The organism is Micromonospora endolithica (assembly GCF_003626595.1).
Classification (GTDB): domain Bacteria; phylum Actinomycetota; class Actinomycetes; order Mycobacteriales; family Micromonosporaceae; genus Micromonospora; species Micromonospora endolithica.
Genome location: NZ_RBAK01000008.1, coordinates 1 through 21,551, shown reverse-complemented (window position 1 = coordinate 21,551; position 21,551 = coordinate 1). Strand labels below are relative to the sequence as shown.

General features: G+C 72.4%; 20 protein-coding genes. 15 read left to right on the top strand and 5 right to left on the bottom strand.

Translation table 11 applies throughout. From position 1 onward, the window contains the following. The first annotated feature begins 92 nt into the window (after positions 1-92). Positions 93-1,091, top strand: coding sequence for an ArsR/SmtB family transcription factor (locus D7223_RS20030; protein WP_120729954.1), 999 nt, complete (start codon positions 93-95; stop codon positions 1,089-1,091). A 10-nt stretch (positions 1,092-1,101) separates the two neighbouring features. On the opposite strand, the gene D7223_RS20025 is transcribed toward D7223_RS20030, so the two are convergent. After that, on the bottom strand, positions 1,102-2,190 hold the full coding sequence (locus tag D7223_RS20025) for a coenzyme F420-0:L-glutamate ligase (RefSeq protein WP_120729953.1): 1,089 nt from the start codon (positions 2,188-2,190) through the stop codon (positions 1,102-1,104). Further along, a complete protein-coding gene (cofD, locus tag D7223_RS20020) occupies positions 2,187-3,134 on the bottom strand; it encodes a 2-phospho-L-lactate transferase (protein WP_120729952.1) in 948 nt (315 codons plus the stop codon). The genes D7223_RS20025 and cofD overlap by 4 nt, the downstream gene beginning before the upstream one ends. Positions 3,135-3,232: 98 nt before the next feature. Between cofD and D7223_RS20015 the strand changes: the two genes are divergently transcribed. The 6 genes from D7223_RS20015 (at position 3,233) to D7223_RS19990 (ending at position 10,009) form a co-directional block, all read left to right on the top strand. Next, a complete protein-coding gene (locus D7223_RS20015) occupies positions 3,233-4,198 on the top strand; it encodes a hypothetical protein (RefSeq protein WP_120729951.1) in 966 nt (321 codons plus the stop codon). 301 nt (positions 4,199-4,499) lie between these two features. Further along, on the top strand, positions 4,500-7,010 hold the full coding sequence (locus tag D7223_RS20010) for a bifunctional FO biosynthesis protein CofGH (protein ID WP_120729950.1): 2,511 nt from the start codon (positions 4,500-4,502) through the stop codon (positions 7,008-7,010). 157 nt (positions 7,011-7,167) lie between these two features. Further along, on the top strand, positions 7,168-7,446 hold the full coding sequence (locus tag D7223_RS20005; RefSeq protein ID WP_120729949.1) for a hypothetical protein: 279 nt from the start codon (positions 7,168-7,170) through the stop codon (positions 7,444-7,446). Positions 7,447-7,537: 91 nt separating this feature from the next. After that, positions 7,538-8,932 (top strand): DUF4331 domain-containing protein, encoded by a 1,395-nt coding sequence (locus D7223_RS20000; RefSeq protein WP_120729948.1) that lies wholly within the window; start codon positions 7,538-7,540, stop codon positions 8,930-8,932. A gap of 16 nt (positions 8,933-8,948) precedes the next feature. Continuing rightward, a complete protein-coding gene (locus D7223_RS19995; RefSeq protein WP_120729947.1) occupies positions 8,949-9,284 on the top strand; it encodes a phospholipase in 336 nt (111 codons plus the stop codon). Positions 9,285-9,751: 467 nt separating this feature from the next. Beyond that, positions 9,752-10,009 carry a WhiB family transcriptional regulator gene (locus tag D7223_RS19990; RefSeq protein ID WP_088980572.1) on the top strand — a complete coding sequence of 86 codons (258 nt, stop codon included), beginning with the start codon at positions 9,752-9,754 and terminating at the stop codon, positions 10,007-10,009. A gap of 59 nt (positions 10,010-10,068) precedes the next feature. On the opposite strand, the gene D7223_RS19985 is transcribed toward D7223_RS19990, so the two are convergent. After that, positions 10,069-10,518, bottom strand: a complete 450-nt coding sequence (locus D7223_RS19985) for a metallopeptidase family protein (protein WP_120729946.1) — start codon at positions 10,516-10,518, stop codon at positions 10,069-10,071. Positions 10,519-10,672: 154 nt separating this feature from the next. Between D7223_RS19985 and D7223_RS19980 the strand changes: the two genes are divergently transcribed. Further along, positions 10,673-11,053 (top strand): DUF3499 domain-containing protein, encoded by a 381-nt coding sequence (locus D7223_RS19980; protein WP_120729945.1) that lies wholly within the window; start codon positions 10,673-10,675, stop codon positions 11,051-11,053. A gap of 23 nt (positions 11,054-11,076) precedes the next feature. Here the strand turns inward: D7223_RS19980 and D7223_RS19975 are convergent, their stop codons facing one another. Continuing rightward, positions 11,077-12,423: an aspartate aminotransferase family protein gene (locus D7223_RS19975; RefSeq protein ID WP_120729944.1), complete on the bottom strand. Its 1,347-nt coding sequence runs from the start codon at positions 12,421-12,423 to the stop codon at positions 11,077-11,079. 467 nt (positions 12,424-12,890) lie between these two features. After that, the gene (locus tag D7223_RS19970) at positions 12,891-13,403 is read right to left on the bottom strand and encodes an Lrp/AsnC family transcriptional regulator (protein ID WP_120729943.1); all 513 of its coding nucleotides are present in this window, start codon (positions 13,401-13,403) and stop codon (positions 12,891-12,893) included. A gap of 207 nt (positions 13,404-13,610) precedes the next feature. Between D7223_RS19970 and D7223_RS19965 the strand changes: the two genes are divergently transcribed. Genes D7223_RS19965 through speB form a run of 7 tightly spaced genes read left to right on the top strand, consistent with a single transcriptional unit; the run spans position 13,611 to position 21,428 of the window. Beyond that, positions 13,611-14,795, top strand: a complete 1,185-nt coding sequence (locus D7223_RS19965) for a polyamine ABC transporter substrate-binding protein (protein ID WP_120729942.1) — start codon at positions 13,611-13,613, stop codon at positions 14,793-14,795. A 5-nt stretch (positions 14,796-14,800) separates the two neighbouring features. Further along, entirely contained in the window at positions 14,801-15,964 is a 1,164-nt protein-coding gene (locus tag D7223_RS19960; RefSeq protein WP_120729941.1) for an ABC transporter ATP-binding protein, read from the top strand. Continuing rightward, positions 15,961-16,878: an ABC transporter permease gene (locus D7223_RS19955; protein ID WP_120729940.1), complete on the top strand. Its 918-nt coding sequence runs from the start codon at positions 15,961-15,963 to the stop codon at positions 16,876-16,878. The genes D7223_RS19960 and D7223_RS19955 overlap by 4 nt, the downstream gene beginning before the upstream one ends. Then, on the top strand, positions 16,875-17,714 hold the full coding sequence (locus D7223_RS19950; RefSeq protein WP_120729939.1) for an ABC transporter permease: 840 nt from the start codon (positions 16,875-16,877) through the stop codon (positions 17,712-17,714). Before D7223_RS19955 ends, D7223_RS19950 begins: the two co-directional genes overlap by 4 nt. Positions 17,715-17,773: 59 nt before the next feature. Beyond that, a complete protein-coding gene (locus tag D7223_RS19945) occupies positions 17,774-19,216 on the top strand; it encodes an NAD(P)/FAD-dependent oxidoreductase (RefSeq protein ID WP_120730179.1) in 1,443 nt (480 codons plus the stop codon). Then, a complete protein-coding gene (locus tag D7223_RS19940; RefSeq protein WP_120729938.1) occupies positions 19,216-20,418 on the top strand; it encodes a saccharopine dehydrogenase family protein in 1,203 nt (400 codons plus the stop codon). The genes D7223_RS19945 and D7223_RS19940 overlap by 1 nt, the downstream gene beginning before the upstream one ends. Then, entirely contained in the window at positions 20,415-21,428 is a 1,014-nt protein-coding gene (gene speB / locus D7223_RS19935) for an agmatinase (protein ID WP_120729937.1), read from the top strand. Before D7223_RS19940 ends, speB begins: the two co-directional genes overlap by 4 nt. Positions 21,429-21,551 lie beyond the last annotated feature (123 nt).

The window sequence follows — 21,551 nt, the reverse complement described above, 5'->3', positions numbered from 1 at the left end:
TTCAGCTCTGGCTTAAAGATGGAGAACCGTAACGCCCGGTACAGTGCGAAACGTCGCCCGGCAACCCCTCTGCCGGCGGCAGGGAGCGCTCCATGCTGAAGATCCACTTCACCGCCGAGGACATCCTCCGGACCCGGGTGGCGCCGGCCGCGGACCCGGTCTGGGAACTGGTCCTCAGTCTGCACCTGCTGCCCGGCCGCAGCCGGGATCCGTTGCTGGCCGGATGGCGGCGTGGCGTCACCCGTGGCCTGCGGGCGCAGAGCCGCTCGCCGGGGATGCGCCTGCTGATGGCGCTGAACCCGCCGCGCGGCTACTTTCCCGACTTCCTCACCCCGTACGCGAGCGTGTCCGGCTTCGAGGCGGGCCTGGAGGCGGTACGCAGCACACCGGCGTCGCTGCTGCGCCGGGACCTGTCGCTGCTGGCCGCCGGGGGAGGGCTGCCCGACGGGGCGGTGTCACTGTCCCGGGGGGAGCCCGCCGCGCTGCGCCACCTGACCGCCGCGATGACCGACTACCACGCGCTGGCGCTCGGCCCGTACTGGGAACGCATCCAGGCGGCGGTGGAGGCCGACCGGACCCGCCGTGCCCGGGCGCTGCTCGACGGCGGGGTCGAGGGGCTGCTGGCCAGCCTGCGGCCGGCGGTGCGGTGGGAGTCGGGCCTGCTGGAGGTCCGCGACTACCCGCGCAGTCGCGAACTGCACCTGGACGGGCGGGGCCTGCTGCTGGTGCCGTCGTTCTTCTGCGCGCGTACGCCGGTGGCCCTGCTCGACCCGGCGCTGCCCCCGGTCCTGGTCTACCCGGTGGACCGGCTGGGCGGCCTCGCCCCGACCGACGGTGACCGGCCCGCCTCCTCGGGGATGGGCCGGGAGGCACTCGCCGCGCTGCTCGGCCGGACCCGCGCGGCGGTGCTGGAGGCGAGCGACGAGGGCTGCACCACCGGCGAGGTGGCCCGCCGGCTGGGCATCTCGGCCGCCGCGGCCAGCCAGCACACCACCGTGCTGCGCAACGCCGGCCTGTTGGTCAGCCACCGGGACCGCAACACGGTGCTGCACACCCTGACCCCGCTGGGCCGCGCCGTCCTCGACGCCTGAGGGCCGCCGGTCAGAGGGCCAGGGCGGCCACCGCGGTGGTGCCGGGTGGCGGGCGCAGGAGCACCGACGGGATGCCCTCGGCGGACAGGGCGGTGCGCAGCCGGTGCACGTCGGCGCCGAACCGGACCAGGTCGAACGTCTCGACCGGGGTGGCCGGCGAACCGAGCACCAGCGTGGTGGCCTCCGCCGGCCAGCCGGGCACGGTGGCGGCCAGCGCCGCGCGTACCCCCTCGTCGGTGACCAGGGTGAAGACCGTGCCGGGAGCGACCGCCGGGCGCACCGCGAGGATCGCCCGCCCGACCGCCTCCCGGTCCGGCCGGGTGCCGACCGGCCCCTCGGGCAGGATGGCGGCGGCGGTCAGCCCGGCGGCCCGCGCCTCGGCGGTGCCGAGCGAGAACAGGTCCAGCTCCGCGTCCCGGATCAGGACCCGCGCGCCGGGGCCGTCCTCCGGTCCGGGCGTACGCAGGTAGCCGCGGACCACCGCGACCGGCATCTGGTCGCACTTGCCCTTGATCAGCTCCCCGGCACCGGCCAGCTCGTCGACCACGGCCATCTGGGTGAGCTGGAGTTCGTTGCCGTACGGATCGACCTCGCCCCGGTGGTCGCGGATCGCGTCCATGCCGGCCACCCCGAGCGCCACGTCGGTGAGCCCGTTGCGCCAGGGCCGGCCCATCGTGTCGGTGACGATCACCGCCACGTCGACGCCGAAACGTTCCCGCAGCGCGCCGCGTAGCGCCCGCGCCGAGGCGTCCGGGTCCTCCGGCAGCAGCACCAGCCGGGTCTTGTCCACGTTTGACGCGTCGATTCCGGCGGAGGCCATCACGAACCCGTGCCGGGTCTGCACGATCCGGGTCGCCCCGCGGGTGGCCACCACCCGCGCCGTCTCCGCGGCCAGCACCTCGTCCCGGGCGGTCAGCCGCTCCGGCCCGTCGGCGGGTACGTCGACCAGCCGCCCCTCCGCCTTCGAGACGATCTTGCTGGTGACCACCAGCACGTCGCCGTCGCGCAACCACGGTGCCGCACCGGCGATCATCGCCGCCAGGTCGTCACCCTCGGACACGTGACCGATGCCCGGCACCGGCAGGATCTCCAGCCTCACGTCAGCTCCAGCGCGGCCCGGACCATCGCCACCGTCGCCGCCTCGTCGGTCATCCGCAGCGGCACCGCGCGGACCGTCACCTCGGGCACCACCGTCCCGGCGTCCTCCTCGTCCACCAGCCAGCCGTCGAGCAGCCCGCCGGCCGCCCGAGGGCCGTAGAGCCGGCCGACACCGGCGGCGCTGCACTCCACGCCGAGCACCGCCAGGCACCGGTCGGCCATTCCGCGTACCGGCGCGGCCCCGATGATCGGCGACACGCCCACCACCGGCGCCGGACCGTCCGTGACGGCCTCCCGCAGGCCGGGCACGGCCAGGATCGGCGCCACGCTGACCACCGGGTTGCTCGGCGCGATCAGCACCACGTCGGCCCCGGCGATCGCCTCCGCCACGCCGGGCGCCGGCTTCGCCGTCTCCGCGCCGACGAAGACGAACTGGTGGGTGGGGACCTCCGCCCGGTACCGCACCCACCACTCCTGGAAGTGGATCGCCCGCCGGCCGCCGTCGAGGTCGGCCACCACGTGGGTCTCCAGGCGGTCGTCGGTCGCCGGCAGCAGGCGTACGCCGGGCTGCCAGCGCGTGGCCAGCGCCTCGGTGACCCGGGACAGCGGGTATCCGGCGTTGAGCATGGTGGTGCGGACCAGATGCGTGGCGACGTCCTTGTCGCCGAGGCCGAACCAGCTCGGCTCCGCCCCGTACGCGGCCAGTTCCTCCTTGACCGTCCAGCTCTCCCCGACCCGCCCCCAGCCCCGCTCCGGGTCGGCTCCGCCGCCCAGGGTGTACATGACGCTGTCCAGGTCCGGGCAGACCTTGAGCCCGTGCAGGAGCAGGTCGTCGCCGACGTTCACCACGGCGGTCACGTCGGCGCCCACCTCGCGGGCGTACGCCCGGACGCCGAGCAGGAACCGGGCGCCACCGATGCCGCCGGTCAGAACCACGATGCGCATGTCGACCATCCTCGCGTACGCGTCGCCTCCGGTCCGCCGGTGGTCCGGGAGACTAGGCTCACGTCCGCAACCGTCCGCCCACGCCCGAGGGGGAGTTCGTGACCAGCCCCGCCGACCCCGCGTCCACCGACGCCCGGCACCTGACCAGTCCACTGCGGGAGCCCGCCGCGCTCGTGCTCCTCGGCGCGAACGCCGTGTTCCTCTTCGTCGGCCTGGTCCGGCTCCTCGCACCCGCCCAGTACGGGACGTTCACCGGCCGCGCCGGCAGCAGCTTCTTCGCGTTCGTCGGCGTCGAGGCGGTGGCACTGCCGTTGCTGGCGGTGCTGCTCGCCACACACATCCGTCCGGTCGTACCCCGGGCGAAGCTGATCACCCAGGTCGCCCTCGCGGAGTACGCGGTGAGCGCCGTCCTGGGCGCGTTCACGTTCCTGATCTGGACCGTCGGCCGGCTGGCCGAGGGGGAGGTGCTGGACTCCTTCCTCGGGCTGCTGGTGCGCCTCGCCTGGCTGGGGATCCTCGCGGTGGCCGGCTGGGCGGTCTACACGATCTGGCGCACGCTCTACCACGTGCCGCGGCCCAAGCCGCAGCCCGGCGTGTACGGCCAGCCGCAGCCGGGCTGGCCGGCGTCGTCCGGCTGGTCCACCCCCGGTCAGCCCGGTCACCCGGGCGGCCCGGTCCCCGGCCAGCCGGGTCACCCGGGCGGCCCGGTCCCGGGTCAGCCGGGTTATCCGGGACCGGGCGGTTACGGGTACCCGGGCGCCGGCCAGCCGGGCGGTCACCCGGGCGCGGCCCAGCCGGGCTGGCCCGCGCCGGGCCAGTACGGCCAGCCCTACCCGGGCGTTCCGCAGCCCGGACATCCGCAGTCCGCCCCGCCGGCCGACGCGAGCCCGCCGGCGAACCCGGCGCCGCCGGTCAACCCGGCCCCGCCGGCGAACCCGGCGCCGCCGTTCGGCCCGCCGCCGTCGGTCGATCCCACCCAGGCGATCCCGCGCCAGCCGGCCGACCCGCACGAGGACGAGTCCCACCGCACCCAGCGCCTCAACCCCGGCGAGGACCCCCGCTAAGTCCCACCCACCCCGGCCCCCGCGCCCCGGCCCCCGCGCCCCGCGCGTAGCGCCCCGCGCGTCGCAGTTTCACGGAAAGAGTGGTCATTCCGCGTCGGATGGCCACTCTTTCCGTGAAACTGCGCGCACGGTGGAGGCGCGCTGGTGTGCGCGCGGCGGAGGCGCGCAGGCATGCGCGTGCGCGGCGACGCGCGCTGGCGTGCTCGGGGCGGGGGTGGGCGGACGCTGGGACGCGCGCTGGACGGGGGTGCGGGTGGGCGGGGAGGGTGGGTGTTCGCGGGGTTGCGCCTAGGCTGGGCGGATGGTTGATCGCACCGTGCCGGGTCCGACCGACGCCAGCGCGCGGCGGGCACTACGCCGGGCCGCGACCGGGCGGGCGTTGGACGTCGACGAGGCCACCGCGTTGCTGGCCGCCCGGGGCGTGGTGCTGGACGAGTTGCTGGAAATAGCCGGGGCGGTCCGCGACGCCGGGTTGGTCGCCGCCGGGCGGCCGGGCGTGGTCACGTACTCGAAGAAGGTCTTCGTCCCGCTCACCCGGCTGTGCCGGGACCGTTGCCACTACTGCACCTTCGCCACGGTGCCGCACCGGCTGCCGGCGGCGTTCCTGGAGCAGGAGGAGGTCCTGGCGATCGCCCGGGCGGGCGCGGCGCAGGGTTGCAAGGAGGCCCTGTTCACCCTCGGCGACCGGCCGGAGGAGCGCTGGCCGGCGGCCCGGCGTTGGCTGGACGAGCGGGGCTACGACTCCACGCTGGACTATCTGCGCGCCTGTGCGGTGGCGGTGCTGGAGGAGACCGGCCTGCTGCCGCACCTGAACCCGGGTGTGCTGTCGTGGGCGGAGTTGCAGCGGCTCAAGCCGGTCGCGCCGAGCATGGGCATGATGCTGGAGACGACCGCGACCCGGCTGTGGTCCGAGCCGGGCGGCCCGCACTTCGGCTCCCCGGACAAGGAGCCGGCGGTCCGGCTGCGGGTGCTCGACGACGCCGGCCGGGTGAACGTGCCGTTCACCACCGGCATCCTCATCGGCATCGGTGAGACGCCGGCCGAGCGGGTGGACGCGATCTTCGCGATCCGCCGGGCGCACCGGGAGTACGGCCACCTCCAGGAGGTGATCGTGCAGAACTTCCGCGCCAAGCCGGACACCGCGATGCGCGGCATGCCCGACGCCGAGCTGCACGACCTCGCCGCGACGGTGGCGGTGACCCGGATCCTGCTCGGCCCGAAGGCCCGCATCCAGGCCCCGCCGAACCTCATCGAGGGCGAGTACGACCTGCTGCTGCGCGCCGGCATCGACGACTGGGGCGGGGTGTCCCCGCTGACCCCGGACCACGTGAACCCGGAGCGCCCCTGGCCGCAGCTCGACGAGCTGGCCGCGCACACCGCGAAGGCCGGGTTCACCCTGCGGGAGCGGTTGACGATCTACCCGGAGTACGTCCGGGGTGGCGACCCTTGGCTGGACCCGCGCCTGCTGCCGCACGTCACCGCCCTGGCCGACCCGGAGACCGGGCTCGCGGTGGCCGACGCCCGCCCGGTCGGCCGGCCGTGGCAGGAGCCCGACGAGGCGTACGGCGGGCGGACCGACCTGCACGCCACCATCGACACCACCGGGCGGACCGGGGACCGGCGGGGCGACTTCGACCACGTCTACGGCGACTGGTCGGAGGTGGCCGGCAAGGTCACCGCCGGCGCGACCGCCGGAGCGGGCCACGACGACCTGCGCGCCGGGCTGCGCTTGGTGGCCGACGACCCGGCGGCGCTGCTGGAGCCCCGGCACGAGGCGTTGGCGTTGGCGCTGTTCGCCGCCGACGGGCCGGCCCTGGACGCGCTGTGCCGGCTGGCCGACGACGTCCGGCGGGACGCCGTCGGCGACGACGTGACGTACGTGGTCAACCGCAACATCAACTTCAGCAACGTCTGCTACGTGGGCTGCCGGTTCTGCGCGTTCGCGCAGCGCGAGCGGGACGCCGACGCGTACCGGCTCTCGGTCGAGCAGGTGGCCGACCGGGCCGCGCAGGCGTGGGCGGCCGGCGCGAGCGAGGTGTGCCTCCAGGGCGGCATCGACCCGAAGCTGCCGGTCACGATCTATCCCGACCTGGTCCGGGCGATCAAGGCGCGGGTGCCCGGCATGCACGTGCACGCGTTCTCGCCGATGGAGATCGTCACCGCCGCCGCCAAGGCCGGCGTGCCGGTCCGCGAGTGGCTGACCCGCCTGCGCGAGGCGGGCCTGGACACCATCCCCGGCACCGCCGCGGAGATCCTCGACGACGACGTGCGGTGGGTGCTCACCAAGGGCAAACTGCCGGCCGCCGCCTGGGTCGAGGTGGTGAGCACGGCGCACGAGCTGGGCATCCGGTCCAGCTCCACGATGATGTACGGCCACGTCGACCACCCGGGCCAGTGGCTCGCGCACTTCCGGGTGCTGGCCGGGGTGCAGGGCCGCACCGGCGGGTTCACCGAGTTCGTGGCGCTGCCGTTCGTGCACACCAACGCTCCCATCTACCTGGCCGGCATCGCCCGGCCGGGCCCGACCTGGCGGGAGAACCGGGTGGTGCACGCGATGTCCCGGTTGCTGCTGCACGGCCGGATCCCGAACATCCAGTGCTCGTGGGTCAAGCTGGGCGACGAGGGCACCGTGGCGATGCTGCGGGGCGGCTGCAACGACCTGGGTGGCACGCTGATGGAGGAGACGATCTCCCGGATGGCCGGCTCCGGCAACGGCTCGGCGCGTACCGAGGAGCAGTTGGTCACCATCGCGAAGGCCGCCGGACGTCCGGCGCGCAAGCGGACGACCGCGTACGGTCACGCTCCGGCCTAGTGTCGAACCTTTCCCCGTCGCCGACCGTACCAGTGCGTGCCGGCGGCGGTTGCGGCGAGGACCGCCGCCGGCGTCCCCTCGCGGGGTGGGCGGACGTCGCCGGTCCCCGCGATCGTGCTCGCGGGCGCGTCACGCGCCGCCGCCGGAAAGGTTGCCCATGACCACTGATCAGCGGAAGCGGCCCTGGCCGCGACTGACCCGCCGGCAGACGTTGACCGCGGCGGCCAGCGCCACGCTCGGCGCGGCCGCCCTCACCGTGCCCGGCCTGTCCGCCGCGCAGAACGCCCCGGGGGCGGCGGGCGACGCCGACGACCCGATCGTGGTCCACCTCCGCGACGCCGACTCGGGGACCATGGACGTCTTCGTCGGCACGTCCCGCATCGAGGTACGCGACCGCGGCCTGGCGGACCGGCTGCGGCGCGCCGCCCGGCGCTGACGCCGACCCGTCCTCCTTCCTCGTCCGGTCCGGCGGGGGCTCTCGACGCCGGTCCCGGGATTCCTCTTTCGCTCAGTGAGGTGGCTGCGCCATGTCTTCGCACCGCGAGGCGCCGGAAATCGCCAAGGATCCGGTCGCCGACTCGTCCGACCTGTACGCCTTCGTCAGCCCGGACCGTCCCGACTCGGTCACGCTGATCGCCAACTACGTGCCGTTGCAGTTGCCGTCGGGTGGCCCGAACTTCTTCGAGTTCGGCGACGACGTGCGGTACGAGATCAATATCGACAACAACGGCGACGGGCGGGCGGACGTCACGTACCGTTTCGAATTCACCACCGAGATCACGAACGCGAACAGTTTTCTCTACAACACCGGGCCGATCGACTCGCTGGACAGCGAGAACTGGAACCGCCGGCAGTTCTACAGCCTGACCCGCGTCGCCGACGGCCGGGAGCACCGGCTGGCCCACAAGCTGCCCTGCCCGCCGTGCAACGTCGGCCCGCTGTCCACCCCGAGGTACGCCGAACTCGTGCGGCAGGCGACGTACTCGCTCTCCACGGGCGAGCGGGTCTTCGCCGGGCAGCGGGCGGACGGCTTCTTCGTCGACCTCGGCGCCATCTTCGACCTCGGCACGTTGCGGCCGTTCCAGCAGTTGCACGTCGCCGGGAAGAAGATCTTCAAGGCGGAGGGGGAGCCGGTCAACGCCACCGACCGGATGAACGTGCACAGCATCGCCGTGCAGGTGCCGCTGGACAAGGTGCGCCGCAAGGCCGACCGGTACGCGGTCGGCGACGCCGCCTCGGTGATCGGGGTGTGGACGACGGCGTCCCGCCGCCAGGTGCGGGTGCTCGGTGACCGGGGCGCGGCGGACACCGCCGCCGGACCCTTCACGCAGGTGTCCCGGCTGGGCAACCCGTTGTTCAACGAGGTCATCGTGCCGATGTCCCGCAAGGACGAGTGGAACACGCTGCCACCGTCGGAGGACAAGCGGTTCGCGACGTTCGTCGAGCAGCCGGAGCTGGCCGCGTTGCTGCCGGTGCTCTACCCGGACGTCTTTCCCAACCTGGCCGCGCTGAACAAGTCCGGGAAGGCCCGCGCCGACCTGGTCGCGATCCTCCTCACCGGAATCCCGGCCGGCCTGATCGACGGCTTCACCAACGCCACCGGCGACCTCCAGGCCGACATGCTGCGGCTGAACACGGCGATCCCGCCGACCCGCGAGCCCAACCGGTTCGGCGTGCTCGGCGGCGACCTGGCCGGCTTCCCGAACGGCCGCCGGGTGACCGACGACGTGGTCAGCATCGCGTTGCGGGCCGTCGCCGGGCTGACCGTGCCGCTGGTGGACCGGGCGTTCCGACCGGACGCCGCCGCGGCGGCGGTCACCCCGGGCTTGAGCGCGGCCGACGTGACCGCGCCGTTCCTCGGCAAGTTCCCCTACCTCGGTACGCCGTACGACGGGTTCAACAACCCGCCCGTCCCGGCCTGACCCGTCGGAGGTCGTCATGCACAGCCACGAGCACGCGTACGGGCCGTCGGAGACCGGCAGCGTCGTCCTCGACATCGGCGGCGACACCGGTGCGTTGATCATCTACACCGGACGCGACCAGCACGGTCGGGAGATCGAGGTCGGTCGGGCCGACGAGCCGCGTACCCACTCGGCGGTGCGGGAGCGCCGGGTGCAGGACGGCACGTTCCACAGTGCCGTCTACCCGGAACTGCCGGCCGGCGTCTATACCGTCTGGTGGGACGACACCACACCGGCCGGAACGGTCGCCGTCACCGGCGGCGTGATCGCCGAGTTCGCCTGGCCGAGCAGCGCTCCGCGCACACCCGGCTGACCGGTCCGCCTCCCTGGCCACCGCGCCCCGTCCACAGTGTGGACGGGGCGCGTTCGGCGTTGGCGGCTCGACGAGCGGTTCGCCGCGTGGCGCGTTAACCTGTGCCCCACCAAGATCAACGATCTCGGTGGACGGCGTTCCGATGTCGTTGTCGACCCGTCACGGTACGTCACCGGGCGGTCGCCACAGGAGAAAACTCGCGCAACTCGCCGGAGAGGGCGTTACTCGGCCGGGGTCTGAATCGATAGGGCAGGTTGCGAGGGCCGGGTGGTCGGGTGGCCGCCCGGGCGTGTCGGGAGGGCGACTCCATTATCAAGATTGGCTTGACGGCGCACGCATTACACGCGTGTAATTTGAATGGGGTTGTTCGCACGGAACGCAACAAATCCGGACCGGACGGACACGCACGCCTTTCGCGTGGGGGGTTGCAGCGGCGATGACGCCGGTGCGCGACAAGGAGGCAATTGATGGACGGCCAGCTTGAGGTGGCCGACCTGCTCGGAAACGCGCCGGAGTGGCAGGAGCGGGCACTGTGCTCGCAGACCGATCCGGAGGCGTTCTTTCCCGAGAAGGGCGGCTCGACCCGCGAGGCGAAGCGCATCTGCTCGCGTTGCGAGGTGAAGACGGAATGCCTGGAATACGCTCTCGGCCACGACGAGCGGTTCGGCATCTGGGGTGGACTCTCCGAGCGGGAGCGGCGGAAGCTCAAGCGGCGCGTCGCCTGAGCGCGGTGCCGGGCCGGGGTGGTGGGGGCCGCCCGGTCCGGACCGGTGGGCCTCCGGTCTCAGGCCAGTTCGTCGGGGTCGACGCCGAGCAGGTTCGCCACCTGCTCGATGATGACGTCGTGGACGAGGTCGGCGAGGTCCTCACGGTCCATCGCCCGGAACTCCAGCGGGCGGCGATAGAGCACGATCCGGGGCGGCACCTCCTGCCGGCCCGGCCGGCCGGGGAGCAGCCGCGCCAGCGGGACCTCGCCGTCCTCCAGCACGTCGGAGTCGTACACGTTCAGGTCCGGCGGCACGTCCTCGACCGCGAACTCGACGCCCGCCAGCTCCTTGGCGAAGCGTCGCTCCAGGGTCTCGACGGTGTCCAGCACCAGGTCGTCGAAGATCTCCGCCTTGGTACGCGCCAGCGGCACCGTCGCCGGCACCAGCCGCCCGCGCAGGCCACGGCCGTGCCGGTCGCGGCGTACGCGCCGACCCGAGCCGGGGCGACGGTGTTCCGGGCTTCCCATGAGGCACAGGGTAGCCCCCGGCCGGCCCCGGCCCACGGCAGCGGCGACCGGCTGGCGCGCCGACCTCCGGGGCGCCGAATTGTGATCACCGTGACGGGCGTGTCGCAACGCGAAGCGATGCGGCGGAGCCGGTATTGGAGATACCCTGCCGCACGTGAGGTCACCACGGCGCTGCTCCCGTAACGGCTGCCCCCGGCAAGCGGTCGCCACATTGACCTATGTCTACAACGAGTCGACCGCCGTGGTGGGCCCGCTGGCCGCCTTCGCGGAGCCGCACACGTACGACCTCTGCGAACCGCACGCCCGGAGCCTCACCGCACCCCGGGGCTGGGACGTGGTCCGCCACGAGGGCGAGTTCGAGCCCCCGCCGCCCACCACGGACGACCTGGTGGCCCTGGCCGAGGCGGTCCGCGAGGCGGCCCGCCCGATCACTCCCCGCCCACCCGAGGACGACCAGCACCACCACAACCAACCCCCCGGCGCCCCCCAGACGGGCCGCCGGGGCCACCTCCGGGTGATCCCCCCCAACCACTGACCCCGCCGTCGGGCGGGTGGGGGTCAGAGGCGGGACCACGCCTCGGTGAGGACGGCCCGCAGGATCTGCTCGATCTCGTCGAACTGCCGCTGCTCGGCGATCAGCGGCGGGGCGAGCTGCACCACCGGGTCGCCCCGGTCGTCGGCGCGGCAGTAGAGGCCGGCCTGGAACAGGGCGGTGGACAGGAAACCGCGCAGCAGCCGCTCGGACTCCGCCTCGTCGAAGGTCGCCCTCGTCGTCTTGTCCTTGACCAGTTCGATGCCGTAGAAGTAGCCGTCGCCGCGGACGTCGCCGACGATCGGCAGGTCGTACAGCTTCTCCAGGGTGGACCGGAAGGCGTCCTCGTTGGCGCGTACGTGCCCGATCAGGTCCTCGCGGGCGAAGACCTCCAGGTTCGCCAGCGCCACCGCGCAGGAGACCGGGTGCCCGCCGAAGGTCACCCCGTGGGCGAACATGCCGGTCTCGGTGAGAAACGGCTCCATCAGGCGCTCGCTGGCGATCATCGCGCCGAGCGGGGCGTAACCGGAGGTGATGCCCTTGGCGGTGGTGATGATGTCCGGCTGGTAGCCGTAGCGGACCGCGCCGAAGTACTCCCCGAGCCGTCCCCAGGAGCAGATCACCTCGTCGGAGACGAGCAGCACGTCGTACGCGTCGCAGATCTCCCGGACCCGCTCGAAGTAGCCGGGCGGCGGCGGGAAGCAGCCGCCGGAGTTCTGCACCGGCTCCAGGAACACGGCGGCGACGGTGTCCGGCCCCTCGCGCTCGATGGCCCGGCCGATCTCCTCGGCGGCCCACCGGCCGAACGCCTCGGCGGAGTCGCCGTGCTCGGGGGCGCGGTAGAAGTTGGTGTTCGGCACCTTGATGCCGCCCGGCACCAGCGGCTCGAAGTCGCTCTTGATGCCGGGTAGGCCGGTGATCGACAGCGCGCCCATCGAGGTGCCGTGGTAGGCGATGTAGCGGCTGACCACCTTGTGCTTGTTCGGCTTGCCGGTGCGCTTGAAGTAGGCCCGGGCGAGCTTCCACGCCGCCTCGACCGCCTCCGAGCCGCCGGTGGTGAAGAAGACCCGGTTCAGGTCGCCGGGGGCCAGTGCGGCGATCTTCTCGGCCAGCTCGACGGCGGTCGGATGGGCGTACGACCACAGCGGGAAGTAGGCCAGCTCGGCGGCCTGTTTGGCGGCGGCCTCGGCCAGCTCGGTGCGGCCGTGGCCGGCGTTGACGACGAAGAGCCCGGCGAGCCCGTCCAGGTAACGACGCCCCTGGGAATCCCAGACGTACGCGCCCTCGCCGCGGACGATGGTCGGCACCTCGCCGGCGGAGTAGCTCGCCATCCGGGTGAAGTGCATCCAGAGGTGGTCGGTGGCGTTGGCCATGTCAGCCCCATCGGGTCTCGGGCCGGGCAGGGGTGACACCGGCCGCTCTGCCCACGGTTATCCCACAGCCCCGACCCAGAAGGCAAGTGGTATCGGTGGCAATATGAGCTGCGAGCGACGGATTCAGAGCGTGACCATCGCCTTGGCAACGGATTTCGCACTCGGCGGTCTGCGGGCGGGCGGCGGGCGGCCGGGCCGGTGTGCCGCTCGTCGCGGGCGGCCCGGGTGCCGGTGTGCGCGTCCCGTCTCCTGTCGAGCTGAGCCACCGGTGACGTCACGGCGGGGGATCGGGACGCAGGGGCCGGGCGCCGGCCGGGATGGCGCGATTCATCTGCGACATCAGATCGACAGCCTCCGCGGCGATGCCTGCACCCCGGCCCGCTGATCCACTCGGGATCACGGAAGTCGGGGCATCGGCCCGGCGCGGACACCCTGACTTCCAGGGGGCCGAGTCGATCCAGGATGGGTCAGGCGGTGCCCCAGGTGTAGGTCTGCTTGCGCAGCTTCAAATAGACGAACGCCTCCGTGGAGAGCACGCCCTCGACCGCGCGGAGTCGTTGCAGGATCTCCAGCAGGTGGTCGTCGTTGCGGCACACCACCTCGGTGAGCAGGTCGAACGAGCCCGCGGTGATGACGACGTAGTCGACCTCCACCAGTTCGGCGAGTCGGTCGGCGACCGCCTCCAGGTCCCCGTCGGTGCGCAGGCCGATCATGGCCTGCCGGGGGAAACCGAGCTGGAGCGGGTCGGTGACCGCGACGATCTGCATCACCCCGGCGTCGAGCAGGCGCTGCACCCGCTGCCGGACCGCCGCCTCGGAGAGCCCGACGGCCTTGCCGATCGTCGCGTACGGGCGGCGCCCGTCCTCCTGGAGCTGTTCGATGATCTGCTTCGCCACGTCGTCGAGCAGAGCGTGGGTGGCACCGTCACGGACGGTTACTCTCCGTCCGCCGTTACCGTTGTCGTTCTGCCGGTTCGTCATCGATCGCTCCCCATGCCGGATCCCGGGCCTGAGCCTAGTGCCCCGGTGCAGTCTTGCGTATCTCGTCGTCCAAGGCTATTCCCGCAACGGAATCCCTTGTAAGGGAGGTCACCTCATGTCAGGATCAGTCGTCCACCGCGACCTGACCCTCCCGCTGGCGTGCCACCCCCGTCCTGCCGCCGGCGAAGACCCCTTAGGAGTCGTCATATGCGATCTCCCCTTCGGCCCCTCACCCGGCGTGGACTTCTGACCGGCACGCTCGGCTCGGCGGCGCTCCTCGCGGCCGGTGGCTCCCTCGCCGGCTGCGGCACGAAGGCCGCGACCCAGACCGAGGCCGGCTGCGTCAGCGACGACCTCTCCGGCACCGAGAAGACGTTGGCCTTCTCCAACTGGCCGCAGTACATGGACGTCGACGAGAAGGACGAGTCGAAGCGGCCGAGCCTGGACGAGTTCGTCACCCGGACCGGCATCAAGGTGACGTACACCGAGGACATCAACGACAACAACGAGTTCTTCGGCAAGGTGCAGAACCAGCTCGCGGCCTGTCAGGGCACCGGGCGGGACATCATCGTGCTCACCGACTGGATGGCCGCCCGGATGATCCGGCTCGGCTGGATCCAGAAGCTCGACAAGGCGAAGATCCCGAACGTCCAGGCCAACCTGTTGCCGTCGCTGCTCGACCGCTCGTTCGACCGGGAGAACCGGATCGCCGTCCCGTGGCAGTCCGGGCTGGCCGGTCTGGCCTACAACGGCAGCGTCGCCAAGGAGATCCGCACCGTCGACGAGCTGCTCACCCGCCCCGACCTCAAGGGCAAGGTCACCGCCCTGTCGGAGATGCGGGACACCATCGGCCTGCTGCTCCAGTCCAACGGTCACGACCCGGCGAACTTCACCGCCGCGCAGTTCGACGACGCGCTCAACAAGCTGAAGAAGGCGGTCGACTCCGGGCAGATCCGCCGGTTCACCGGCAACGACTACGCCCCGGAGCTGGCCAAGGGCGACATCGCCGCCTGCATCGGCTGGTCCGGCGACGTCATCCAGCTGGCCGGCGAGAACGAGAAGATCCGGTTCGTCGCGCCGGACTCGGGCGTGATCCTGTTCAGCGACAACATGATGGTGCCGAACAAGGCCACCCACAAGGCGAACGCCGAAGAGCTGATCAACTACTACTACGAGCCGGCCGTGGCCGCGAAGCTCGCCGCGTACGTCAACTACATCTGCCCGGTGAAGGGCGCCCAGGCCGAGATGGAGAAGATCGACCCGGAGCTGGCGGCCAACCCGCTGATCTTCCCGGACGAGGCGTTGCTGGCCAAGTCCAAGGTCTTCATGGCCCTGGACGAGCAGCAGGAGCGCGAATACGAGGGCAAGTTCCAGCAGGTCATCGGGGCGTGAGGCAGATGGGACGCGACGCGGGTCCGGCCGGCGACCTCCGGCTGGCCGACCTCACCAAACGGTTCGGCGTCTTCACCGCGGTGGACGACCTCAGCCTGACCGTCCCGCAGGGTTCGTTCTTCGCCCTGCTCGGAGCGTCCGGCTGCGGCAAGACCACCACCCTGCGGATGATCGCCGGCCTGGAGGAGCCGACCGGCGGGCGGGTGCTGCTCGGCGACCGGGACATCACCCGGCTGCGTCCGTACAAGCGGCCGGTGAACACCGTGTTCCAGTCGTACGCCCTCTTCCCGCACCTGGACATCGCCGAGAACGTGGCGTTCGGGCTGCGCCGGCGCGGCATCCGCGCGGTACGCGACGAGGTCACCCGGATGCTGTCGCTGGTGCAGCTCGACGGCTACGGTCCCCGCCGGCCGGCCCAGCTCTCCGGCGGCCAGCAGCAGCGGGTCGCGCTGGCCCGCGCCCTGATCAACCACCCGCAGGTGCTGCTGCTCGACGAACCACTCGGCGCCCTCGACCTGAAGCTGCGCCGGCAGATGCAGATCGAGCTGAAGCGCATCCAGACCGAGGTCGGCATCACCTTCCTGCACGTCACGCATGATCAGGAAGAGGCGATGTGGATGGCGGACACCGTCGCCGTGATGAATGCCGGCAGGGTCGAGCAACTCGGTGCCCCCGCCGACATCTACGAGTACCCGGCCACCCCGTTCGTGGCCAACTTCCTCGGCCAGTCCAACCTGGTCGAGGCGGAGGCGACCGGCCTGGACGGGGATGACCTGCTCGTCACCGCACACGGCAGCCGGTTCGCCGTGCCGGTGGGCCGGGCTCGGTCCCGGCACGGCCGGGTCTGGCTCGGCGTCCGACCCGAGAAGCTGCAGCTGGTCGCCGATCCGGGTCGGGTTCCGGACGGGCGCAACGCGTTCCGCGCGGTCCTGACCGACATCTGCTACGCGGGCGTGAGTACCGAGTTCCTGCTCCGGACCGGATGGGGGCAGGAGTTGTCGGTGTTCACCGCCAACGCCGACCCGGACCCCCGGCTGGTGCCCGGCGCCGAGGTCACCGCGCACTGGCACCCCCGGCACTCCTTCGTCCTGCCGCGTGGCGGGGAGCACGACGTGCCGGCGGAGGAGACCGCCGAGCCGGTACCCGACCGCCTGGGGGCCGGCACATGACGGCGCTGGCGCACCTGGGCGGGGCGCCCACACCGACTGCCCCGCCCGGCGATCGGGACGCCACCCGAGGGTCGTACCGGCTCCTGCCGTACCTGCTGCTGCTGCCGGGCGCGGCCTGGCTGTTCCTGTTCTTCACCGTGCCGCTGCTCCAACTGGCCGCCGCGAGCCTCTACGACCCCGCCGGCTCGCTCTCCACCGGGTACGCGCTGACCTGGGCGTTCGGCAACTACCCGGACGCGTTGCAGGCGTACTGGCCGCAGTTCGGCCGGTCGTTCCTCTACGCCGGCGTCGCCCTGGTGCTGGCACTGTTGATGGGTTACCCGCTGGCGTACGCGATCGCGCAGAAGGCCGGCCGGTGGAAGAACCTGCTGCTGGTGTGCGTGGTCGCGCCGATGTTCACCAGTTTCCTGGTGCGTACGCTCGCCTGGAAGACCATCCTGTCGGACAACGGCTGGCTGGTCGGGCTGCTGCGCGACGTGCACCTGCTCGGCCCCGACGGCCGGCTGCTGGCCACCCCCGTCGCGGTGGTCCTCGGGCTGACGTACAACTTCCTGCCGTTCCTGGTGCTGCCGCTGTACGCGAGCCTGGAGCGGCTCGACGCCCGGCTGCTGGAGGCGGCGAGCGACCTGTACGCGAGCCCGACGCAGGCGTTCCGGCGGGTCACCCTGCCGCTGTCGATGCCCGGCCTGGTCGCCGGCACGCTGCTGTTCTTCATCCCGGCCAGCGGTGACTACATCAACGCCGAACTGCTCGGCACCCCGAACGAGTACATGATCGGCAACGTCATCGACTCGGCGTTCCTGGTCCGGCTCGACTACCCGCAGGGCGCGGCGCTGTCCTTCCTGCTGATGGCGGCGATCCTCGCGGTGGTGTTCGTCTACCTCCGCCGGGCCGGCACCGAGGAGGTGCTGTGAGGTTCTCCCGTTGGCTGGCCGACCGGTGGGTGGTGGGGGTGGCCCTGCTGGTGCTCGGCTATCTGCTCCTGCCGATCGCGGTGGTCGCCGCGTTGTCGTTCAACCGCCCGTCCAGCCGCCTGTCGTACGACTTCCACGAGTTCACCCTGGACAACTGGCGCAACCCGTGCGCCACCGCCGACATGTGCGACGCGGTGGTGCGCAGCGTGCAGATCGGCTTCCTCGCGACCGTGGTGAGCACCCTGCTCGGCACGCTGATGGCGTTCGCCCTGGTCCGGCACCGGTTCCGGGGCCGCTCCGGGATCAACGTGCTGATCTTCCTGCCGATGGCGACGCCGGAACTGGTGCTGGGCACCTCGCTGCTCGCCCTCTTCGTCGCCGGTGGCGTGCCGCTCGGCTTCTGGACCGTGGTCGTCGCGCACGTCATGTTCTGCGTGTCGTTCGTGGTGGTCACGGTGAAGGCGCGGCTGGCCGGCATGGACCGGCGGCTGGAGGAGGCCGCGATGGACCTCTACGCCAACGAGTGGCAGACCTTCCGCCGGATCACCCTGCCGCTGGTGCTGCCCGGCATCGTCGCCGCCGCGCTGCTGGCGTTCTCGCTGTCCTTCGACGACTTCATCATCACGAACTTCAACTCGGGCACCACGGTCACCTTCCCGATGTACGTCTGGGGCGCCGCCCAGCGGGGCATCCCGCCGCAGGTCAACGTCATCGGCACGGCGATGTTCGGGATCGCGCTGCTGTTGGTGCTGGCCAGCGGTCTGCGCGGCCGGCGGGCACGTCGGGCCGCCCTGGCCGCGCCGGTGCCGGTGGGCCGCGCCGGAGGCCGGTCGTGACCGGGTCCGACCCCGGCCGGACGTCGTCCCGCACCCCGGCTCCGTCCCGTGCCGGCCGGATCTCCTTCCAGGCCCCGGCCCGACGGCCGGGAGCGGGCCGGCCCGCGCTGGCCGACGCGGCGCGGGTGCCGTACTGGCTGGACCGGCCGGAGCGCCCCGACCCGCTGCCGCCGCTGACCGGGGACACCGAGGCCGACCTGCTGGTCGTCGGCGGTGGCTACTCCGGGCTGTGGACCGCCCTGCTGGCCAAGCGGGACGACCCGGACCGGGACGTGCTGCTGGTCGAGGCCGGCACCTGCGGCTGGGCCGCGTCCGGGCGCAACGGCGGCTTCTGCGCCGCCTCGCTCACCCACGGCCTGGCCAACGGGGTGGACCGGTTCCCCGACGAGATCGACGAACTGGAACGGCTGGGCCGGGCCAACCTGGACGCCATCGCCGCCACCGTTGCCGAGTTCGGCATCGACTGCGACTTCGCCCGGACCGGCGAGCTGTCGGTGGCGGTCGAGCCGTACCAGCTCGACGGGATCGCCGCGGACGCCGCGCAGGCCCGCCGGTACGGCCACGACGTACGCCTGCTCGACGCCGACGAGGTCCGGGCCGAGGTGGACTCACCGACGTACCTCGGCGGCATGTGGGACCGCGACCGGGTCGCCATGCTGGACCCCGCGCGGCTGGCCTGGGGCCTGCGCCGCGCCGCCCTCGGCCTGGGCGTCCGGATCCACGAGCACACCCGGGTCACCGGCCTGCACCGCGACTTCGCGGCGCTGCGGGCGGGCACCGTGGGCGGACCGGACCGCGGTCCCGGATCGGTGCGCGCCCGGCAGGCAGTGCTCGCCACCAGCGCGTTCCCGCCGCTGCTGCGCCGGCTGCGCGCGTGGATCGTGCCGGTGTACGACTACGCGCTGATGACCGAACCGCTGACCGACCCGCAGCGCGCCTCGATAGGCTGGGCGAACCGGCAGGGCATCGCGGACACCGGCAACCAGTTCCACTACTACCGGATCACCGGCGACGGGCGGATCCTCTTCGGCGGGTACGACGCGGTCTACCACTACGGCAACCGGGTCGCGCCGTCCCTGGAACAGCGCGACGCCACCTTCACCGCCCTGGCCGACCATTTCCGCACCACGTTCCCGCAGCTCGACGGGCTGCGCTTCAGCCACCGGTGGGGTGGCGTCATCGACACCTGCACCCGGTTCTGCCCGTTCTTCGGCACCGCGTACGACGGCCGGCTCTCCTACGCCGCCGGCTACACCGGCCTCGGTGTCGGCGCGACCCGGTTCGGCGCGCGGGTGATGCTCGACCTGCTCGCCGGCCGGGACACCCCGCTGACCCGGCTCGACCTGGTCCGCCGCAAGCCACCGCCGTTCCCGCCGGAGCCCGTCCGGGCCGCCGGCATCCACCTCACCCGATGGTCGCTCGCCCGCGCCGACGCGCACGGCGGGCGGCGCAACCGCTGGCTCCGTACGCTCGACCGTCTTGGTTTGGGGTTCGATTCCTGATGCGTGTCCTCCTCGTCGGCGCCGGTGGCGTCGGCTCCGCCGCCGTATCCATCGCCGCCCGCCGTACCTTCTTCGAGACCATGGTCGTGGCCGACCACGACCTCGGCCGCGCGTCCCGGGCGGTGGCCGAGCACGACGCGCGCTTCGTGGCGGCGCGGGTCGACGCCGCGTCGGCCGACGCGGTCGCCGCGCTCTGCCGCGAACACCGGATCACCCACGTGCTGAACGCGGTCGACCCACGCTTCGTCATGCCGATCTTCGACGGCGCGTACGCGGCCGGCGCGGACTACCTCGACATGGCGATGTCCCTGTCCCACCCGCACCCGGAACATCCGCACGCCGAGACCGGGGTGAAGCTCGGCGACGACCAGTTCGCGGTGGCCGACCGGTGGGTCGACGCCGGGCGGTTGGCGCTCTGCGGCATCGGCGTCGAACCGGGGCTGTCCGACGTGTTCGCCCGGTACGCCGCCGACGAGCTGTTCCGCGACATCGACGAGATCGGTGTCCGGGACGGCGCGAACCTGACCGTCGACGGGTACGACTTCGCGCCCTCGTTCTCCATCTGGACCACCATCGAGGAGTGCCTCAACCCGCCGGTGGTCTGGGAGGAGTCGCGCGGCTGGTTCACCACGCCGCCGTTCAGCGAGCCGGAGGTGTTCCACTTCCCCGCCGGCATCGGTCCGGTCGAGTGCGTCAACGTGGAGCACGAGGAGGTGCTGCTGATCCCGCGCTGGGTGAAGGCGAAGCGGGTCACCTTCAAGTACGGCCTCGGCAACGAGTTCATCGAGGTGCTGAAGACCGTGCACAAGCTGGGCCTGGACTCGACCGCCCCGGTGCGGGTCGGCGGCGTCCAGGTGTCGCCCCGGGACGTGCTCGCCGCCTGCCTGCCCGACCCGGCGACGCTCGGTGACCGGATGCGCGGCAAGACCTGCGCCGGCACCTGGGTCCGCGGGACCGGCGTGGACGGAAACCCGCGCGAGGTCTACCTCTACCACGTGGTCGACAACGAGTGGTCGATGGGCGAGTACGGCCACCAGGCCGTCGTCTGGCAGACCGCGGTCAACCCGGTCGTCGCCCTGGAACTGCTCGCCACCGGGGCCTGGTCCGGCGTCGGCGTGCTGGGCCCGGAGGCGCTGCCCCCGGTACCCTTCCTCGACCTGCTGACCGACTACGGCTCGCCGTGGGGGATGGAGGAGCGGTGACCCGCTACGGCCCGATGTACGGCCCGGACGTGACCTTCCTCGGGGTGCCGCCGTGCACCATCGCCGAGCCGGTCACGTACGCCGACGCCGACGTGGTCATCCTCGGCGCGCCGTTCGACGGCGGCACCTCGCACCGGCCCGGCACCCGGTTCGGCCCGTCGGCCATCCGGCAGGCCTGCTACCTGCCGCACGACGGCTCCCGACCGTCCCTCGCCCTGCGCGTCGACGCGTTGCGGGACCTGCGGGTGTACGACGCGGGCGACGTCGAGATGTTCTCCGGCGACATCGAGCGATCGCTGTCCGCCCTGGAGGAGGCCGTCTTCGCGGTGGCGTCCGCCGGGGCGATTCCGGTCGTCCTCGGCGGCGACCACTCCATCGCCCGGCCCGACGCCACCGGAGTCGCCCGGCACCACGGGCACGGACGGGTGTCGCTGGTGCACTTCGACGCGCACGCCGACACCGGCGACGTCGAGTTCGGCTCCCTGCACGGGCACGGCCAGCCGATGCGCCGGCTGATCGAGTCCGGCGCGGTACGCGGCGACCGCTTCCTCCAGATCGGCCTGCGCGGGTACTGGCCCGGCCCGTCGGTTCTGGAGTGGATGGCACAGCAGCGGATGCGCTCGTACGAGATGACCGAGCTGGTCTCCCGTGGCCTCGACACCTGTCTGACCGAGGCGTTCACGATCGCCGTCGACGAGTGCGAGGGCGTCTTCCTCTCCGTCGACGTCGACGTGGTCGACCCCGGCATGGCACCCGGCACCGGCACCCCCGAACCGGGCGGACTCACCTCCCGGCAACTGCTCGACGCGGTCCGCCGGGTCTGCTACGAACTGCCGGTGGTCGGCGTCGACGTGGTCGAGGTCGCCCCGCCGTACGACCACGCCGACATCACCGCCTACCTGGGCAACCGGGTGGTCCTGGAGGCCCTGTCCGCGATCGCCAGACGCCGCCGGGACGCCACCGGCGGCCCCCCCTGGAACCCCACCCAACCCCTCCTCGAAAACCGCTGACCCACCCCACCCCCACCCCACCCCCACCCCACCCCACCTTTCAAACCGCCGCGATTTTGCACTTTCGGTTACCAATTAGTCCGCATTGCATCATTCGCGACGACACAAAGTGCAAGATCGCGG

Excerpts from the sequence above, each read along its gene's own strand:
- D7223_RS19970 (WP_120729943.1), bottom strand. The coding sequence starts at position 13,403 with ATGACGAACCGGCAGAACGACAACGGTAACGGCGGACGGAGAGTAACC.
- D7223_RS20005 (WP_120729949.1), top strand. The coding sequence starts at position 7,168 with ATGACCACTGATCAGCGGAAGCGGCCCTGGCCGCGACTGACCCGCCGG.
- D7223_RS19955 (WP_120729940.1), top strand. The coding sequence starts at position 15,961 with ATGACGGCGCTGGCGCACCTGGGCGGGGCGCCCACACCGACTGCCCCG.
- cofD (WP_120729952.1), bottom strand. The coding sequence starts at position 3,134 with ATGCGCATCGTGGTTCTGACCGGCGGCATCGGTGGCGCCCGGTTCCTG.
- D7223_RS19985 (WP_120729946.1), bottom strand. The coding sequence starts at position 10,518 with ATGGGAAGCCCGGAACACCGTCGCCCCGGCTCGGGTCGGCGCGTACGC.
- D7223_RS19940 (WP_120729938.1), top strand. The coding sequence starts at position 19,216 with ATGCGTGTCCTCCTCGTCGGCGCCGGTGGCGTCGGCTCCGCCGCCGTA.
- D7223_RS19995 (WP_120729947.1), top strand. The coding sequence starts at position 8,949 with ATGCACAGCCACGAGCACGCGTACGGGCCGTCGGAGACCGGCAGCGTC.
- D7223_RS19975 (WP_120729944.1), bottom strand. The coding sequence starts at position 12,423 with ATGGCCAACGCCACCGACCACCTCTGGATGCACTTCACCCGGATGGCG.
- D7223_RS20010 (WP_120729950.1), top strand. The coding sequence starts at position 4,500 with ATGGTTGATCGCACCGTGCCGGGTCCGACCGACGCCAGCGCGCGGCGG.
- D7223_RS20030 (WP_120729954.1), top strand. The coding sequence starts at position 93 with ATGCTGAAGATCCACTTCACCGCCGAGGACATCCTCCGGACCCGGGTG.
- D7223_RS20000 (WP_120729948.1), top strand. The coding sequence starts at position 7,538 with ATGTCTTCGCACCGCGAGGCGCCGGAAATCGCCAAGGATCCGGTCGCC.
- D7223_RS19960 (WP_120729941.1), top strand. The coding sequence starts at position 14,801 with ATGGGACGCGACGCGGGTCCGGCCGGCGACCTCCGGCTGGCCGACCTC.
- D7223_RS19965 (WP_120729942.1), top strand. The coding sequence starts at position 13,611 with ATGCGATCTCCCCTTCGGCCCCTCACCCGGCGTGGACTTCTGACCGGC.
- D7223_RS19990 (WP_088980572.1), top strand. The coding sequence starts at position 9,752 with ATGGACGGCCAGCTTGAGGTGGCCGACCTGCTCGGAAACGCGCCGGAG.